We start from the raw sequence: 16,280 nt of genomic DNA on the forward strand, positions 1-16,280 counted from the left end.
GCCGTTGCTGTTATTTCCGATGTTGGCAAACAAAGCGAATATTTTCATCTAAGCTATTGATAAACTAAGCAGATTCATTGCATTATCAGCGTTAAATTTTATACCAATCTTAGCCTTATTTTGAGGCTGGATACCACTTATTTTTTCCTTTTGCTAGCGTGGGACGACTCAATGCTTAAGCTTCGCTTTAATAATAAAAACAATGATGCTGTTTGGCTGGTTGAGCCCAAGGTTAGCCTTGGTGCGAGTTCGGACTGTGATATGCAGTTGGCTGGTAGCAAGGTGGCGGATCATCACGCGGATATTCTGGTTGAGGGTGAAGCGATTCGATTGCAGTTGCTGGTAGAGGGTGGTGATACCTTTCTGAACGGGAAGCGCATCAACAAAGATCAGCTGTATGACCTCTCTCTTGGTGATGAAATCACAGTGGGCGAAGAGGTCATGACGCTGGTCGACCCCAAGCAGGAGCCCCGACGCAAGCTGGCTGATCCGGATGAAAAAACAGGGTGGGCTTTAAAATCCAACAGTGCTGCATTGTCCAATCGAGTTTACCCGTTGACCAGTTCCATGGTGGTTGGTCGCTCTAGTGAGTGCGATATCTCTTTGGGGGCAGCTCATCTATCCAGACGCCATGCGAGCTTGCAGGTTAAAGATGGTTTGCTTTACGTCAAGGATCTCGGGTCTTCAAATGGCACCTACCTGAATGGTAAAAAAATCTCTGAGGCCCGGGTTAAGCGTGGCGACGAGCTCTGTTTTGATACCTTGAGCTTTGGTGTTATTGGCCCATCTGATGAGCTGGACAAAACCACTGTGCGAAGTGTCGTAAGCAATCCTGTAAAACCCGGCGCGTCAGCTGGGTCCAAGCCGGCTCAGACATCAGTGAGTGCACCTACTAGTGCCCCCAGGGCACCGGGTTCTACCACCGTTGCCCATAAGTCCGCCGTCAGTAAAATTCCCAACAGTCGTGAGGCAATCAAGAAACGGCTTGAGCAGCAACAGGTGTCAATTCGCAATCAGGTTGAGGCCGATGCTGTGGAGGCGCAGGAGTCTGCGGGTAAGAAGGCGTTACTGGGGCTGGTCTTGGTAACCATCGTTGTTGCGGGTTTCTGGTTTTTAAAACAGTCTGCATAAGTCAGCTGATGACAAGCTTCTTATAACTTTTTGATCTTATAGATTTTTCTGTTTCTGTCGATACCTCTGTATGGCCCCAAGGGGAGAGGTATCATGTCTACAGTAGTTGGCGCAGCCGCGCCGTCCCAAAATCCGATAATCGATTTGGCGCCCCAGTCGCGACAGACCAAAGACTTGCAGGACAGTGAAGTTTCCAGTCATGCGCGATCGGTTGATCGGGCGTCTGACAAGGCTGCAACAGCAGCGGCTGAAGTTCCGGTACTTGACCGGCGCGAGCAAAAACCGCCATCGACCGTTTATGTTAGCGCGTATGAATCACGCGAAACTTTCTATACCTATTCCGCTAATGGCTTGGCTCCTGTGGCCCAATCATCGGGTGCCGATGTGGCGGCGGGGAATATTCTGGATTTTATTGGTAATCAGTTGGCCAGAGATGTTGCTGACGGGGCTTCTGAGGAAGCACTCGAGAGCCGGATTGAGGCGGGCTTATCCGGTTTTCTGAAAGGTTTTGAGCAGGCTCGCGACGAAATCGAGGGCGCCGGGCTGCTGAGTCAGAGCGTCGAATCCGATATTCAGGAGACCTACGAAAAGGTATTGGCCGGAGTTGAAGATCTGAAGGCCCAATATTTGGGTGGTGAAGCTGCAATACCGGCGAGCAAATCGAGTTCTGGTTTACAGGATAATTCTCAGGTTTCGCGCCCCTTGGGTGAGGCTCCGAGGTCGATTGCAGAGAGTTATTATGCGCAACAATCGGTTGCCCAGAGCAACTCTCTTGAGTTTACGGTGACAACACTTGATGGTGATAAGGTCACCATTACTACCAGTGGTTTGCAGGCCATGCTGCAAGAAGGCTTTAAATATTCTGGGGCTCAAGGGCAGGGTGCTTTCTATGGTGCCAGCCAGTATCAGGAATACAATTTTTCCTTTGAGATTGACGGAAATCTCGATAAAGGTGAAATGGCAGCATTGACGGATTTGCTTTCTCAGGTAAACGATCTGGCAGACACCTTTTTTACCGGGGATTTGGAAGATGCCTTTAATCAGGCCTTATCTCTGGGATATGACAGCAGTGAAATCAGCGGGTTTGCATTAAATCTGAGCCAAACCACCGTTCAGCGCAGTGCCGTGGCCTATCAGAATGTGGCGGATTCCCGAGGGGGCTTGTCCGAGCGCCTTGCTCCGCTTGGGGGGATGGTCAGGGGATTGTTGGAGGCGACAGAAACAGCCCGTGCGTTTCAGTACCCGCAGCAGTTGATAACGTCAATTGCCGAACAGATTGATTCGGCTAAGGCGCAACAGGGGCGTTTCCCTGACTTTTTGCAGCAATTGATGGAAACATTGCCCGGCATTAATGAGGCACGTTGAAATTAACCCGGGGCCTGTTTAGGATGCCTGTCTTTTGATGGAGCGTCCTATGGACCTGATTCTCTACACCACACTGGGCTGTCATCTGTGTGATCGGGCCAAGGATGTTATCTGGCCGGTTTTGCAGCAATACCCTTATCGTTTGAAAGAAGTAGATATAGCCGATGATGAGGGCTTGGTTGAGCGCTATGGTGTGCGTATTCCTGTGGTCTCTCGTGAAGATCTTGCCGAAGATCTGGGCTGGCCTTTTGATGCTGAAAAATTAGAATGGTATTTGTCTAAATGATTTGTGGTTCAGGCCGATGATATGCCAGTAAGTCTTTGTATTTTAGCTACAATTAAGAAAAGTCCGAAGTTGACCTTAAAAGGTGGGAGAACCAATGTCCAAACTTCTTGATTCCGTTGATCAGCGAACACAGCTTGTCGGTGAAAACCGGTTGGAGTTGTTAATGTTCAAGCTGGCGGGACGGCAGATGTTCGCTCTGAACGTCTTTAAAATTCAGGAAGTGGTTCAGGTACCTAATCTTACCGCTTTGCCTCACAGTCACCCGGTTATTTGTGGGGTGACGCATCTTCGTGGCCAAACCATTTCAGTTATCGATTTAAGTGCCGCAATTGGTGGGCCGCCGTTGAGAGACCGTGAAAACAGTAATTTGATTGTTACTGAGTACAACCGCAGTGTGCAGGCTTTTCTGGTGGGTCCAGTCGATCGGATTGTTAATCTCAATTGGGATCTTATTTTACCGCCGCCGAAAGGAACTGGGCGCAGTCATTTCCTGACAGCGATCACCCAGCTGGATGAACAGATCGTTGAGATTCTTGATGTTGAGCGGGTACTTGCTGATATTGTGCCCTACGAGACATCGATTTCAGAGGATATTCTGGATCGCGAGCTGGTAGAAGAGGCGCAGCGGCGGCAGTTAAAAGTTTTGTTGGTGGATGATTCCAATACGGCCATGTCTCAGGTTAAGTCGGCATTGGCTAATATTGGCATTGAACTGGTGTATCAGCAGGATGGTTTAAAGGGATTGAATTACCTCAAAGGCTTGGTTGCCGATGGTGTTGATGTCTACAAAGAACTGTTTATGGTTATTACCGATGCTGAAATGCCAGAGATGGATGGCTATCGCCTGACTCATGAAATACGCCAGGACCCCAATCTTAAGGACCTCCATATTTTGCTGCATACGTCTCTGTCGGGTAATTTTAACGAGGCTATGGTTAAAAAGGTTGGGTGTGATGGATTCCTGTCCAAGTTTCAGCCCGATGAGCTTGCGTCAAAAGTACAGAGTTATCTGCGCGAGGTGGTCGAGGCGGAAAAATCCTAGTTTTCGCTTGGTTTAAATCATTTAGAATAATTCGATTTCATCGTCTGTATCATCAAGAACAAGAGAATCGCTCTCTTCAAAGTGATGATTGTATATTTCTAGAGCTTCTTTCACTGAGGCGCCGCGCATTATGTGCTCGAACATAATGCGCTCGGCTTCCATGGAATAGCTGCTCTTTACCTCTTCCTGAATGCCTCTCCAGGCTTCCGGTTCCTGAATTTTTTCCGGGTGCGACATTAAATCAGTGGTTTGCTCAAGGCTCAGGGCGACATGGTCCAGCCGCTGGCTGATGCGGTCATAGAACTGGAAGGCGGTAATGGCTTCGCTGATTTTGGTTTGCATTTCCGCCGCGGTATTGGAAATTTCATTCTTGAAATCCTGCCATTGCGCGGGGTTGTCCAGATTTTGAGCCCGATTACTGACTTCGCTGGAGTGAGATGCCAACTCAGTAAACGAACTGGTCAGCTGGTCCATGGAGCGGTTACTTTCCGTGAGAGAGCTTTTGATCTGGCAGACGGCCAGATACAGCATGGTGATGGTTTCCTGCACATGGCTCCAGTCTTCTCTGTCGGTACTGTTATTGGCAGGCAAGTTATCCGTTGGCACAAAAGCTCCTATTGACTTGATTGGCACGCCTGTTTTGATTTTGCCGTAATTGCCCTTCAGCAAGAGGCGCTGGCGTTGGTAGTTTGTTCATTATAGTGGCTGATTGGCTTCCGTGGGGCTCAACAAGCTGGGGGTTGTGCCCATGCGATAGCCGTAGATGACTGAATAGGCCAGTATGTTTTGTACATAGCGCCGGGTCTCCCGGTAGGGTATGGCCTCGATCCAGATGTCATAAGGCAGTTGTTCGGCGCTGGCTTTTAACCATTGTTTTACTCTGTGGGGCCCTGCGTTATAGGCCGCGGCCGCTAAAATGCGATTGCCCTTAAATTGTTGCAGCAGGCTGTTGATGTAGTGGCTGCCGAGTACGATGTTTTTTTCTGGCGTCAGTAGATCAAACTTGCGGTAGCGGATGCCCGCTCGTTTGGCGGTCATTTTGGCCGTGCTGGGTAATAACTGCATCAGTCCCATGGCTCCGGCTGGAGAGCGGGCATCTGCGGCGAATGCGCTTTCCTGGCGAGCAATGGCAAACAGCAACAGTGGCGATACATTCAACTGTCTGGCCGATTGCTGAACCTGTTTGTTATAGGCCAGGGGGAAGCGCATCTGTAAGTCATCCCAGTATTTGGCGCTCGCCAGAGAAATAATGGTGTTGTGATGCCACCCCCACTGGTGTGCCAATTTGGCGGCTGCCACATGCTCTTCGGTGGACAGTTGTTGGGTCATATGCAGCCATTCGCGTCTTGCATTGAGCTCATCACCAACAGCCAATAGTTCTCTGGCTCGCAGGCTCGCGCCGCGGTTGGCAATGGCTGCAACTCTGGATTTATCCATTAAGGCCGGGACATCCCCCAGGTGGTACTGTCGTCCCAGACGGTCGGCGGCAAGAAAGCCGTAGTAGCCGCGCTGCAAGGCCAATTTTGTGTAGAGCTGTTTGGGTGTGACTTCTTGTTTGGTCTGACCCAGTTGTTCAAGGGCTCGGGCCTGCCAGTATTGCCAGCGTTCCTGTTGCTGGCTTTCAGCTGGCAGTTTGTCAATATAAGACAGGGTTTTGACCCAGTCCTTTTCTTTAAGGAATTCGCGCAGCAGGCCTTCGATCAGGCGATCGCTGGTGATATCCGACATACCTGCCAGCAAGTCCTCGGCTTTGTCCTGATGACCCTGTCGCACCAGTCGAGAAGCCAGATATTGCTGCAACTCGAATCGCTGTTGATCTTCAAACAGCTGCTGGGCGTCGTAACGTTTCCACTGGCGTAAAGCATTGGGGCTGTCGCGTCTGGCATAACGCTTGATTCCGTGAAGGATAACGCTTTGCATCTTGGCCGATTGCTCCAGAAAGCGTTGTTGTTTGTGCAATCGGGAAGGGTAGTGATGTACTTCGATATACAGTTTGGCGTAGTTTTGGTTGGTGGCATCGAAGCGTTTGGCGACATACTGAGCCAGTTGGACTTTGCCAGCGGCCATCGCTTTGTCAAAGCGTTGCCAGGCAATATCCTGATTGAAATGTTCGCTGTTGAGCCACAGCTTGAAGACGTTATCGCATTCGTCCGGTTGCGAGCGGCCCACATTCCACAGTTCAGTTACTTCAGATAACGCGGTTTTATCCCCGGTTCTGGCTCTGGCTTCAAGTGCATGGCAGCGCAGTTCGGTTGAGTTGGCGGAGGTAACATAATAGCTTCGATAGTCCTGCCAGCGTTTCTGACTGGCCAGCACAGTCAGCCACTGTCTCTGCAGACGATTGCCAAGCAGGGTGTCTCTGTTCTTGGTTAAAAACTGGTCTACCTCCTGATGGGGAAGACGGTGGAGGCGCCTTTGTAATTCCGCGTAGTCGAGGTACGGTGTCAGAGGGTAATCAAGCAGCTGCTGGCGGTGTTTTTGATAGCTTTTAAAGTGCCTCTTTTGCAGCGCATCACGGGCAGCAAGGTAGTGCTCGCGCTGCTGTTGCAGCATTGGTTGGGCAAAAGTTTCCGCTGGTTTGGCGCTATCAGCCAAGCCCGTCACGGGCAGAGCGGCAAACAGGACGGGGTAAAGCCGGCGTCGCCAAGTATTTAATAAGCTGATAGTCAGCGTTATTTGCCTGAATATGAGTTTATTGATCATGATTCCCCAATTCACACTATCAATAAAACGGTACGACTAATGAAAGCATAGTCGATTGTGTTATTGTCACCAGTGTTTTTCATGATTTTTCAATGTTTTATGCGGATATTGTAAAGCAATTCCTATAGTCATTGGTGGCAATCTAGTAGAATAACGCTGTTTTTTCATGGGGACAGCTCAATGGCGCTTTTAGAGTTAAAACAAGCCTGTTTGCATTATGGTACTCAGATCTTGCTTGATGAGGTGGACTTGTCCGTCGACAAGGGGCAGAGAGTTTGTTTGATTGGTCGCAACGGTGCTGGCAAATCTTCCCTGATGAAAGTAATTGATGGCCTGGTTCAGCTTGATGATGGCTCCCTTTGGACCCAGCCAACCTTGAAGATTGCTCGCCTTGAGCAGGATCTTCCCGACCCGGATCAGGTGTCGGTTTACGATGCTGTGGCTTCCGGCCTAAAGGATGTTGGCAGGCTGTTAATGCAGTACCACAGCCTGATTCATTCAGAACAACAGGATATGGACAAGTTGGCTCGGGTTCAGCAGCAGATCGAAGCCTGTGATGGCTGGATGTTGCAACAACGGGTTGAAGCCATTTTGACTCGCCTTGATCTGCCAGCAGAGAAAACGCTCGCTGAGCTCTCAGGTGGTTGGCGTCGTCGTGTGGCTCTGGCTCGGGCCCTGGTATCTGAGCCCGATGTATTGTTACTTGATGAGCCAACCAACCATCTCGATATTCAGGCCATTGAGTGGCTTGAAGAGCAGGTTTTAGCCTTTAACGGTGCCGTGGTATTTATTACTCATGATCGTCAACTGTTGCAAAATCTGGCAACGGATATTGTTGAGCTCGACAGGGGCTCCATTCGTCAATGGCACGGTGATTACCGCAGTTTTCTTGAATTTCGTGAGCAGCAACTGGCAGAAGAAGAACGCCATAATGCTCTGTTCGATAAGCGTCTGGCCGAAGAGGAAAAATGGATCAGACAGGGCATCAAGGCGAGAAGAACCCGCAACGAGGGCCGGGTCAGGGCTTTAAAGGCCATGCGGGTTGAGCGTTCTGAGCGTCGCGAGCGAGTGGGCAAGGTCAAGCTGGAAGCTGGCAGCTCGGGCCTGTCCGGCAAGTTGGTGGCAGAATTGGTGGGTGTGTCCCATGCCTGGGAAGGCCGACCGGTTATTGCAGACCTCACTACCACCATCCTGCGAGGGGACCGCATTGGGTTGATCGGCCCCAATGGCGCCGGAAAGAGTACCCTGCTGAAAATCATTCTTGGTCAGCTGCAGCCACAGTCTGGGACGGTACGCACCGGAACCAGTCTCAATATTGCCTATTTTGATCAACTGCGAGAGCAACTTGATCTGGATAAGAATGCGGTTGAGAACGTTGCGGAGGGCCGAGATAGTATTGAGGTCAACGGTAAGACCCGACACATCATCAGTTACCTGAGTGATTTTCTGTTTACCGGGGCCAGAGCGAGAACACCGCTTAAGGCACTGTCTGGCGGTGAGCGCAATCGGGTACTGCTGGCCAAGTTATTCAGTAAAGACAGTAATCTGCTGGTGTTGGATGAGCCGACCAACGATCTCGATGTAGAAACTCTGGAGTTGTTGGAGGATGTTCTCGCCAATTATACCGGTACCATTCTGCTGGTAAGTCACGATCGTTCGTTTCTCGACAATGTGGTTACCAGTACTCTGGCCTTTGAGGGCGAAGGGGTAGTAAAAGAGTACGTAGGTGGCTATGCAGACTGGATTCGGCAGGGAGGGCAGTGGCTTGAGTCTCGGGCGCAGCCATCTTTGCCTGAGGTAACCCCCCAACCAGCCAAGGCCGAAATCGCCGATACGCGGCCAGCTCAGGCTCCGGCTAAGAAGCTCAGTTATAAACTGCAAAGAGAGCTGGATGCTCTGCCCGGTGAAATTGAAGTGCTTGAAGGGGAAATTGAAACCCTGGAACAGCAGACTGCTGCCCCGGGGTTCTATAACGGTGATCATCAGCAGGTCGCTGAGGTTCTGAAACAGCTGGGCGAGATGCAAACTCTGCTGGAGCAGAAATACAGCCGCTGGGATGAGTTAGACAGTTAGTCCGCTGGGTTGCTTGAATGTCAGGATTTCAATGCGACCCGGACGGCAAGTACATCGCACTTGGCGCCATGAATCACGCCATTTGCGGTGGAACCCAGTAGCAGCGCCAGACCTTTGCGCCCATGGCTGCCCACAATAATCAGATCAGCGCCAATTTGTTCGGCCAGTTGGTGCATTTCATCCACTGGCTGGCCAATGATGACGTGCTGGCCTGCCACTTCTGCCGCGAGTACTTTGGCAATTGAAGACAGGGTTTCTTTGGCCTGTATTTCCAGTTGCATCTGAATCTCGGTGAGATCCACAGGTATATCACCACCATAGGCAAAGGTCAGGGGCTCAATGATGTGTGCCAGTGTCAGTTTGGCATTGCAATCTTTAGTCAGTGCCGTAGCCCTTTCCAAAACTTCTTCGGAATCATCCGTCAGGTCAAGGCCGACCAATATGTGGGTATAATGGTTCATTGATTTTTCCTCTAGGCGATCTTCCTTTGGTATTCATCATAGAATACTGATTGCTGTGGCGTTAGATTTATATCAAACGGAGGAGCTTATTCCATAGCTCCTTCAACTTTTTTATTTTTTATCAAGGAGTGTTCGGTGGGTTGGCTCCCAATCATTATTTGCCTTGCTGCATTGGCCCTTATACTTGGCCCGATCATGTTAATGCAGCCGACTCCGGCGCAACGGCGTGAAACCCGTCTGCGAAACGCGGCGCTGAAAAGGGGATTGCGGGTACATTATCAACCGATTCCCAAAGGCAGTGATCACAACAGTGGATCGCGTAAACAGGCAGTAACCTACTGTTTACCCTGGCATGAACAGGATGATATTCGCAATGTCTGGGTGTTGATCAAGAAATCATTCGTCCATGATTTGCACGTTTTTGGTGATTGGGATTGGCTACAATCGCCCTCACATATGCCGGAAGGGTTTGTCACTGAGCTTGAGCAGGGGGTTAATTGCCTGCCAGGCAATGTTTACGCGCTTTGTAGTGGTCCACAAGGGTTGTGCTGCTTTTGGAATGAACTCGGCAGCGAGAATGATGTGGAGGCTATTGCAGACTGGCTGGAGCAAACTGCGGCCAGTATTTCTTGTGCTTCTGGTAGAAATGGGATTTAGGTAGCGCTGTTATCGGTAGTGGGAGCCGAATCATCGCGGCTCTCGCTCTGATCAGCCGGTTGCGTTTCAGGCAGTACTTCTTCTGCCTCGCTATGAGGCTCTTCATCGTCCAGTTTGTTGTCTATGTGAAATGAGGTGGTGCCATCTCCGCCAGGGTTGTATTGGGTTTCCGGCATTAATTCCACAGACACAATTTTACGACGACCGGACATCATCTCTGACAATTCCTTGATGATCTTATGCCTTTGTGGGTTGCTGTGAGCGGAGTTTGCCAAAACCTGTTGTGCCTTCTTGTAGAAGGCATGGGCACTCAAAACGTCGTTGCGGTTGATGGCTTTGTGTCCTTGGCCAATGTAGGTGATGGCCTCAATGGTGAGATTTGACCAAGCCAGCTCTTCAATAAACGCGTTCATTTCCTCGAGGGATATTTTGCCGGTGCCCTGTTGTTTGCGGATGATGCGGGCGGCCTCCTGCAGGTATCTTTGTGATTGAGCAATCTGCTTGTCACTCTCCATCATTCGGTCGTAATTTTTATCTTTCGTTTCGTCTGACAATATATCGTGTCGGGCGATGGCGGTCTGATAATTGGCCTGTAAAAAAAGGGCCTGCTCGTTGCCATCTTTAACACTGGCCAGCATTTCAATGATTTCTTCGTTGATAAGACGGGGAATGGCTCGGGTTTCTACCAGTTGATCAACAGCCACAACCAGTTCTTCCAGTTCATTTGAGCGTAGCTTTACTTGATTGAGCTTTTGCCGCACCAGCTTCTGCCGTTTTTCTTTTTCATTGATATAGCTGACCACGGCCAATGAACCAATGGCCAGAACGATAAACAATATTAAGAACGCCAGCGCTGACATAAGATTCTATAAAAGAAATAAACAGGAAATTTGCATAAGCTTATATTACAGATTGTCGGCGGATTTTATTCAAACTTTATTGGCCGGTTCCGTAGGCATGGGGATAATAGGGTTGAATCGGGGCTTATTTTGTAAAAATATGGTGTTAAACCAGTGTTCAACAGCCTGTTTGTTTTGATTGAATGAAAATTGGACTTTTAAAGAAAATGCACTTAAATCCTGAAGCATGGCTTGACCCAGCTATTTACAGGAATTATATATGACGCCCTTTGTGGCTCTGTGAGCCAATTATCCGGCCATGATGATCAATAATTGATCAATGTGCTATCTATTTGACGTCTGAACTGAGTCGTAACAGAGATTAATACTACTATGGGAAAATCCTTGGTTATTGTCGAGTCGCCCGCCAAAGCGAAGACAATTAACAAATATTTGGGCGCCGACTACGTTGTGAAGTCCAGCATTGGTCACATTCGTGATCTTCCTACCAGTGGTTCAGCCAAAAAGCCTGTTGATCCGAAAGAACGCGCCCGACAGGCGGCGATCACTCGCAAGATGTCCCCTGAACAGAAAGTAGAGCACAAGCGCAAGAAGGCCAAAGAGCAGCTTATTAACCGCATGGGCATCAATCCGGATAAAAACTGGGAGGCTCACTATGAGATTTTGCCCGGTAAGGAAAAAGTCGTTGATGAATTACGGGCACTGGCGGCACAGGCCGATCACATCTATCTGGCAACGGATTTGGATAGAGAGGGAGAGGCCATTGCCTGGCATTTGCAGCAGGCCATTGGTGGCGAAGAGTCCCGTTATCGACGCGTTGTATTTAATGAAATTACCAAAACCGCGATTCAGGAGGCGTTTGAAAGCCCGGGCCCCATTGATGTCAATCGGGTCAATGCTCAACAGGCGCGACGTTTTCTCGATCGCGTAGTCGGGTACATGGTATCGCCATTGTTGTGGGAAAAAGTGGCACGAGGCCTGTCCGCAGGGCGGGTTCAATCGGTAGCCGTTAAGCTCGTGGTTGAGCGCGAGCGGGAAATCAGAGCGTTTATCCCCGAAGAGTACTGGGATGTGTTTGCTGACTTGACCACATCCGCCGATGACAAGATTCGGTTTGAGGTTAAAAAGCAGGCTGGCAGCGCCTTCAAGCCATTGAACGAAGAACAGGCTATGGCTGCCGTCAGTGCGTTGCAGCAGGCTGCCTATCAGGTTTCTTCCAGAGAAGATAAGCCCACCCAGTCCAAGCCGGGTGCCCCCTACATAACGTCCACCCTGCAACAGGCTGCGAGTACCCGTCTGGGGTTCAGCGTCAAGAAAACCATGATGATGGCTCAGCGTCTCTATGAGGCGGGTTACATCACCTATATGCGAACCGACTCTACTAATCTGAGTAAAGAGGCCGTGGAATCCTGTCGCGATTACATTCTGGACAATTACGGTAAAGCTTATCTGCCTAAGGCACCTAACTCCTACTCAAGTAAGGAAGGGGCTCAGGAGGCTCACGAAGCCATTCGTCCATCCAGCGTCACGGTCAAACCGACCCAGTTAACGGGTATGGAACGTGATGCTGAGAGACTTTATACACTGATTTGGCAGCAATTCGTTGCCTGCCAGATGACTCCGGCAGAATTTACCAGCACCTCTCTGGTGGTGAGTGCCGGTGAATATGAGCTGCGCACACGTGGCCGGGTAATTCGTTTCGATGGTTTTATGAAGGTTCAGCCTCCGCAGTCCAAAAAAGACGAGGATGTGGTTTTGCCTGAACTAGCGGTGGGTGAAACCCTGAACCTACAAAAACTCGATCCCAATCAACACTTTACCAAGCCGCCCGCGCGTTATACCGAAGCCAGTCTGGTGAAAGAGTTGGAAAAGCGTGGAATTGGTCGCCCGTCCACCTACGCGTCAATCATTTCCACCATTCAGGATCGCGGTTATGCCCATGTGGATAAGCGTCGTTTCTATGCCGATAAGATGGGTGACATTGTCACTGAGCGCCTCAATGAGAACTTTACGGATCTGATGGATTACAGTTTTACAGCCAACATGGAAGAGAATCTTGACCGTGTGGCTGAGGGTGATATTGAGTGGCACGCCTTGCTCAACGATTTCTATGCCGAATTCTCAAATACGCTGTTAAAGGCTCAAAATGATGACGGTGGTATGCGCCCCAACGCACCCACAGAAACCGATATTGCGTGTCCAACTTGTGGGCGTAATATGCAAATTCGTACGGGAACCACGGGTGTGTTTCTGGGGTGCTCAGGTTATGCCTTACCACCCAAGGAACGCTGTAAGACCACGCTCAATCTTGTTTCGGGTGATGAAGCGGTTAACGTCGATGAAGATGATGAGGCTGAATCCAAGCAGCTGCGGCAAAAACATCGTTGTAAATTATGCAATACAGCGATGGACAGCTACTTACTGGATGAGAAGCGCAAATTACACATCTGCGGTAATAACCCGGATTGTTCCGGCTTTGAGGTGGAGCAGGGCAGTTTCAAACTCAAGGGTTATGAAGGTCCGGTTATCGAGTGCGATAAATGCGGCAGTGATATGCAGCTTAAGACAGGTCGCTTTGGTAAATACTTCGGATGTACTTCTGAAGCCTGCAAAAATACACGCAAACTATTGAAAAATGGCGAGGCAGCGCCTCCTAAAATGGACCCGGTGCCTATGCCGGAATTGCAGTGCCTTAAAGTTGATGATCACTATATCTTGCGTGATGGTGCTTCGGGGCTATTCTTGGCCGCCAGTCAGTTTCCAAAGAACCGCGAGACTCGGGCACCTCTGGTTTCTGAATTGTTGCCTCATAAGGATGAGATAGATCCTAAGTACAGTTTCCTATTCAACGCTCCCGAAACCGATGATATGGGGAATCCCACACTGGTTCGATATAGCCGTAAAACCAAAGAGCAGTATGTGCAGTCGGAAATAGACGGCAAAGCCAGTGGTTGGAAGGCTTTCTACCAAGGTGGGAAGTGGCTGGCTTCTGGAACGGCTGACAAGAAGAAAAAAGCACCTGCCAAGAAGAAAGCGCCGGCAAAAAAAGCTGCAGCCAAGAAGGCCTGATGGATGCTGAGCCCCTATCAACCCAAGGTTCAGCAGAAACTGGCACATGCCAATTTACTGCTTGAAAGTTGCAGGCAGTGTGGCGATCAATTGCCTGAGCGCCAAAAAAGGGAAGCCTTCTTAACGGCAGCTGTGATGCAGACGGGCGTAGCCTTGGTTCTGTATATCAAAGAATTGGCCAGCCGGCATGCACTGTCCGGTGTCAGCCGTATCCATACTCTGGATCAGCTGGTTCATGAACTGCAACAGCTTGGTGTCAATGATCCTGCTGTTTCTGAGTTGCAGCGGTTGTCAACGGACGGTTGGCTGTCAGACTTGCTGATTCTCCAGCATCAGGCGTTGTACCCGGATGTGAATGATGCGGGCGCAGCAGTCGCGGTCGATGCAGGCCTAATTGCCAGCTCTGCCATCCAGACTACCGAGCTGAATGATGGTTTGGTTTTTAATCTGATTTCAGAATTGACCCGGTTGATTGAGCGCCAGCGCCACGCCAATCTGGAGTATTAATTGCTCTCTATGTCTTGCTCTTTTATGGCCACTTTTTTTAACCATAGAGTTGCCCTTGGCAGGGTGTTACAATCTTTATAGATGTTTTAAGCACCGGTTTTCAGGTTCTGGCGTAGGTGTCAGAAGTTGAGAGTATTTCACTGTCGGTGTGTTTTTTGGAGTTTTTATGCCTTCACCGTTGTACGAAATTGTTGAACTCACCGATGGTACTGTTGCTTTAAGGCCTGCTGATGGTGAAGGTGAGGCATTGGTCAGTATCAAATTGTCCGACTCCGCGTCTGAGTATCTGGGCGAAGATAAACTTGAAGTCATCAAGGCCATGATCGAGGCAGGCTTCGAAGCTGCCGCTGAAATCACAGAGCGTGAATACACAACTGCTGGTACCGAACAGCAATCTTCAACCTTGCACTAGGGCTCTGCCCATTCCTGATCAGGCGCTCTGAATACCGTTACAGTAGTTCTCAGCGGTAATGAATCATTAAACCCCGTGTTTTACCCTGATTGGCTGCGTGCTTCAGGTGAGCCATTTCATCTTCCGTCAGGCTTCCCGGTGTCGCTATAACGCATTCACTGGTGCCTGCTTTCAGCGCTTCCCAAATCAGCCAACGGTTGTCACTCCCATCCTCGGTGTAGAGGATACGCAGTTTGCTGGTGTCGACTCCATAACTGTTAAGAATGGATCGGTCTATTTTATGCGGTGAAATCCAGGTTACCCAACGACTGCTGTTCTGACTCAGATGGGACACCATGGGCAATATCAGCACAGCCTGATCCGGGCTGTGCTTTGTCAGTATCAACTCTGTTACAGAGTAATCGCTGACAGGGTTTACCGGATTAATCTGATTCTGGCGATTATGAGAGCTGGTGAGTGCTGGAGCTGCCATGGTCAATATCTCCTCAGTGATCTCTTCTCAGTACGCCAACGCTCAGCCCTTCAATGGCAAAGCTGGCATCACGCAGATCTACTTTGATGACATCAAACTCTTCATTTTCAGGGTGAAGTTCTACAATCGGGCTGCCTTTATCCTGATTAAAGCGTTTTACCGTGACCTCATCATCAACTCTGGCAACCACAATCTCACCATTTCGGGCTTGTTCGGTCTTGTGGACAGCCAGCAGATCGCCGTCAAGGATGCCAATGTTTTTCATGCTGCTGCCGGTGACCCGAAGAAAATAGTCAGCAGATGGGTGAAAGAAGTCTGAGGGGAGAGAGCAATAGTCTTCAATGTTTTCTGTCGCAAGCACGGGGTTACCGGCGGCTACACGACCTACAATGGGGATCCCAGTGACTTCTTCGGGGAGGCGGATGCCTCGTGAGGCACCTGCCACCATTTCGATTGCGCCTTTGCGTGCGAGTGCTTTCAGGTGTTCCTCAGCCGCATTGGCTGAACGGAAGCCTAACTCCTTGGCGATTTCTGCTCTGGTAGGAGGATATCCGGTGTCATCGATGTAGCGTTTGATGAGATCCAGAATTTCCTGTTGACGCGCAGTCAGTTTAATCATTGCTCACACTCCGGTGTATTTATATACAGTACATGTGATTATATACAGTATATTGGGGTGCGCAAGCTCTGTACTTCAATTTTTATTGATCTGTTCAGAAGTCGTCGTAGCCAGTGTACAGATCCGGTTCTATCTGGTGCACCGGATTGGTCCAGGGCTCAGGGCTGTCCAGATAATCGTGAAGATGGTCCTCATTGGCGAGCTCAAAGGCTGCATCAGCACTTTTGGGAGGAGGGGCTGTGCTTGGGTGCATCTGCTTCCAGAGTTCACGGTCCAGCTCACCAACTTCGCCATCTACGTACTGTATTTCGATGGTGCCGTTGTCTGTGTCCATGGCAACGACTTCAAAATACTGATCTTCCATTGGGTCGTAGTACCAATTTCCTATAAGGGGAGGCTGGCTGCTGCCCATGATAATTGCCCTCGCATGTCGTTGATTTGTTGTTATGACGTCACTGGCAACATACCATTTTTGAAAACTGTGTAAAAATCAGTCAGGACGGTTTTATTTTGTGCTCTCTTCAGGCGGTTTTTCACTGGCTACTGTAACAGCCTATTTTTACAAGGCTTTTTAATTGAATATATTTGAGCGAATTCTGTTGTGCTCTATGGGCTTCTTTTTA

Annotated in this window: 16 protein-coding genes; 9 read left to right on the forward strand and 7 right to left on the reverse strand. The window is 49.6% G+C overall.

Annotation, left to right across the window (positions count from 1 at the left end; genetic code table 11):
• The first annotated feature begins 171 nt into the window (after positions 1-171).
• The 4 genes from ACPXV9_RS14310 (at position 172) to ACPXV9_RS14325 (ending at position 3,824) form a co-directional block, all read left to right on the forward strand.
• Positions 172-1,131, forward strand: coding sequence for an FHA domain-containing protein (locus ACPXV9_RS14310; protein WP_423898407.1), 960 nt, complete (start codon positions 172-174; stop codon positions 1,129-1,131).
• A gap of 93 nt (positions 1,132-1,224) precedes the next feature.
• Positions 1,225-2,496 carry a DUF5610 domain-containing protein gene (locus tag ACPXV9_RS14315; protein WP_423898409.1) on the forward strand — a complete coding sequence of 424 codons (1,272 nt, stop codon included), beginning with the start codon at positions 1,225-1,227 and terminating at the stop codon, positions 2,494-2,496.
• Positions 2,497-2,545: 49 nt separating this feature from the next.
• The gene (locus tag ACPXV9_RS14320; protein ID WP_423898412.1) at positions 2,546-2,782 is read left to right on the forward strand and encodes a glutaredoxin family protein; all 237 of its coding nucleotides are present in this window, start codon (positions 2,546-2,548) and stop codon (positions 2,780-2,782) included.
• A gap of 94 nt (positions 2,783-2,876) precedes the next feature.
• Positions 2,877-3,824 carry a chemotaxis protein CheV gene (locus ACPXV9_RS14325; RefSeq protein WP_423898415.1) on the forward strand — a complete coding sequence of 316 codons (948 nt, stop codon included), beginning with the start codon at positions 2,877-2,879 and terminating at the stop codon, positions 3,822-3,824.
• A gap of 21 nt (positions 3,825-3,845) precedes the next feature.
• Here ACPXV9_RS14325 and ACPXV9_RS14330 read toward each other — a convergent pair whose 3' ends face one another.
• Together ACPXV9_RS14330 and ACPXV9_RS14335 are read right to left on the reverse strand one after the other, a co-directional pair.
• Entirely contained in the window at positions 3,846-4,430 is a 585-nt protein-coding gene (locus ACPXV9_RS14330) for a hypothetical protein (protein ID WP_423898417.1), read from the reverse strand.
• 90 nt (positions 4,431-4,520) lie between these two features.
• A complete protein-coding gene (locus tag ACPXV9_RS14335) occupies positions 4,521-6,527 on the reverse strand; it encodes a transglycosylase SLT domain-containing protein (protein ID WP_423898420.1) in 2,007 nt (668 codons plus the stop codon).
• A 180-nt stretch (positions 6,528-6,707) separates the two neighbouring features.
• On the opposite strand from ACPXV9_RS14335, the gene ACPXV9_RS14340 reads away from it, so the two are divergent.
• Complete coding sequence (locus ACPXV9_RS14340; RefSeq protein ID WP_423898423.1) at positions 6,708-8,600, forward strand: ATP-binding cassette domain-containing protein; 1,893 nt, start codon at positions 6,708-6,710, stop codon at positions 8,598-8,600.
• Positions 8,601-8,620: 20 nt separating this feature from the next.
• Here ACPXV9_RS14340 and ACPXV9_RS14345 read toward each other — a convergent pair whose 3' ends face one another.
• Entirely contained in the window at positions 8,621-9,061 is a 441-nt protein-coding gene (locus tag ACPXV9_RS14345; RefSeq protein ID WP_423898426.1) for a universal stress protein, read from the reverse strand.
• Positions 9,062-9,196: 135 nt separating this feature from the next.
• Here ACPXV9_RS14345 and ACPXV9_RS14350 point away from each other — a divergent pair, with 135 nt between their 5' ends.
• Positions 9,197-9,718, forward strand: coding sequence for a hypothetical protein (locus ACPXV9_RS14350; RefSeq protein WP_423898429.1), 522 nt, complete (start codon positions 9,197-9,199; stop codon positions 9,716-9,718).
• Here ACPXV9_RS14350 and ACPXV9_RS14355 read toward each other — a convergent pair.
• Positions 9,715-10,578, reverse strand: coding sequence for a hypothetical protein (locus ACPXV9_RS14355; RefSeq protein ID WP_423898432.1), 864 nt, complete (start codon positions 10,576-10,578; stop codon positions 9,715-9,717). The two genes, ACPXV9_RS14350 and ACPXV9_RS14355, sit on opposite strands and share 4 nt — an antisense overlap.
• Before the next feature lie 372 nt (positions 10,579-10,950).
• On the opposite strand from ACPXV9_RS14355, the gene topA reads away from it, so the two are divergent.
• The 3 genes from topA to ACPXV9_RS14370 all read left to right on the forward strand — a co-directional run bounded on the left by topA (position 10,951) and on the right by ACPXV9_RS14370 (position 14,566).
• On the forward strand, positions 10,951-13,647 hold the full coding sequence (gene topA, locus ACPXV9_RS14360; protein ID WP_423898434.1) for a type I DNA topoisomerase: 2,697 nt from the start codon (positions 10,951-10,953) through the stop codon (positions 13,645-13,647).
• A gap of 3 nt (positions 13,648-13,650) precedes the next feature.
• Positions 13,651-14,154, forward strand: a complete 504-nt coding sequence (locus ACPXV9_RS14365) for a DUF6586 family protein (protein ID WP_423898435.1) — start codon at positions 13,651-13,653, stop codon at positions 14,152-14,154.
• Positions 14,155-14,320: 166 nt separating this feature from the next.
• A complete protein-coding gene (locus ACPXV9_RS14370; RefSeq protein WP_423898437.1) occupies positions 14,321-14,566 on the forward strand; it encodes a hypothetical protein in 246 nt (81 codons plus the stop codon).
• A gap of 49 nt (positions 14,567-14,615) precedes the next feature.
• Here ACPXV9_RS14370 and ACPXV9_RS14375 read toward each other — a convergent pair whose 3' ends face one another.
• From ACPXV9_RS14375 to ACPXV9_RS14385, 3 genes are all read right to left on the reverse strand, one after another.
• Positions 14,616-15,038 (reverse strand): cell division inhibitor SulA, encoded by a 423-nt coding sequence (locus tag ACPXV9_RS14375; RefSeq protein ID WP_423898440.1) that lies wholly within the window; start codon positions 15,036-15,038, stop codon positions 14,616-14,618.
• Positions 15,039-15,051: 13 nt separating this feature from the next.
• The gene (gene lexA / locus ACPXV9_RS14380; protein WP_423898442.1) at positions 15,052-15,657 is read right to left on the reverse strand and encodes a transcriptional repressor LexA; all 606 of its coding nucleotides are present in this window, start codon (positions 15,655-15,657) and stop codon (positions 15,052-15,054) included.
• A 94-nt stretch (positions 15,658-15,751) separates the two neighbouring features.
• Positions 15,752-16,069: a DUF6763 family protein gene (locus ACPXV9_RS14385; RefSeq protein ID WP_423898445.1), complete on the reverse strand. Its 318-nt coding sequence runs from the start codon at positions 16,067-16,069 to the stop codon at positions 15,752-15,754.
• Between the last annotated feature and the right edge of the window lie 211 nt (positions 16,070-16,280).

The sequence above is a fragment of the Candidatus Pelagadaptatus aseana genome, from assembly GCF_040362265.1.
In the GTDB taxonomy this organism is placed as follows: Bacteria; Pseudomonadota; Gammaproteobacteria; order Pseudomonadales; family Cellvibrionaceae; genus Pelagadaptatus; species Pelagadaptatus aseana.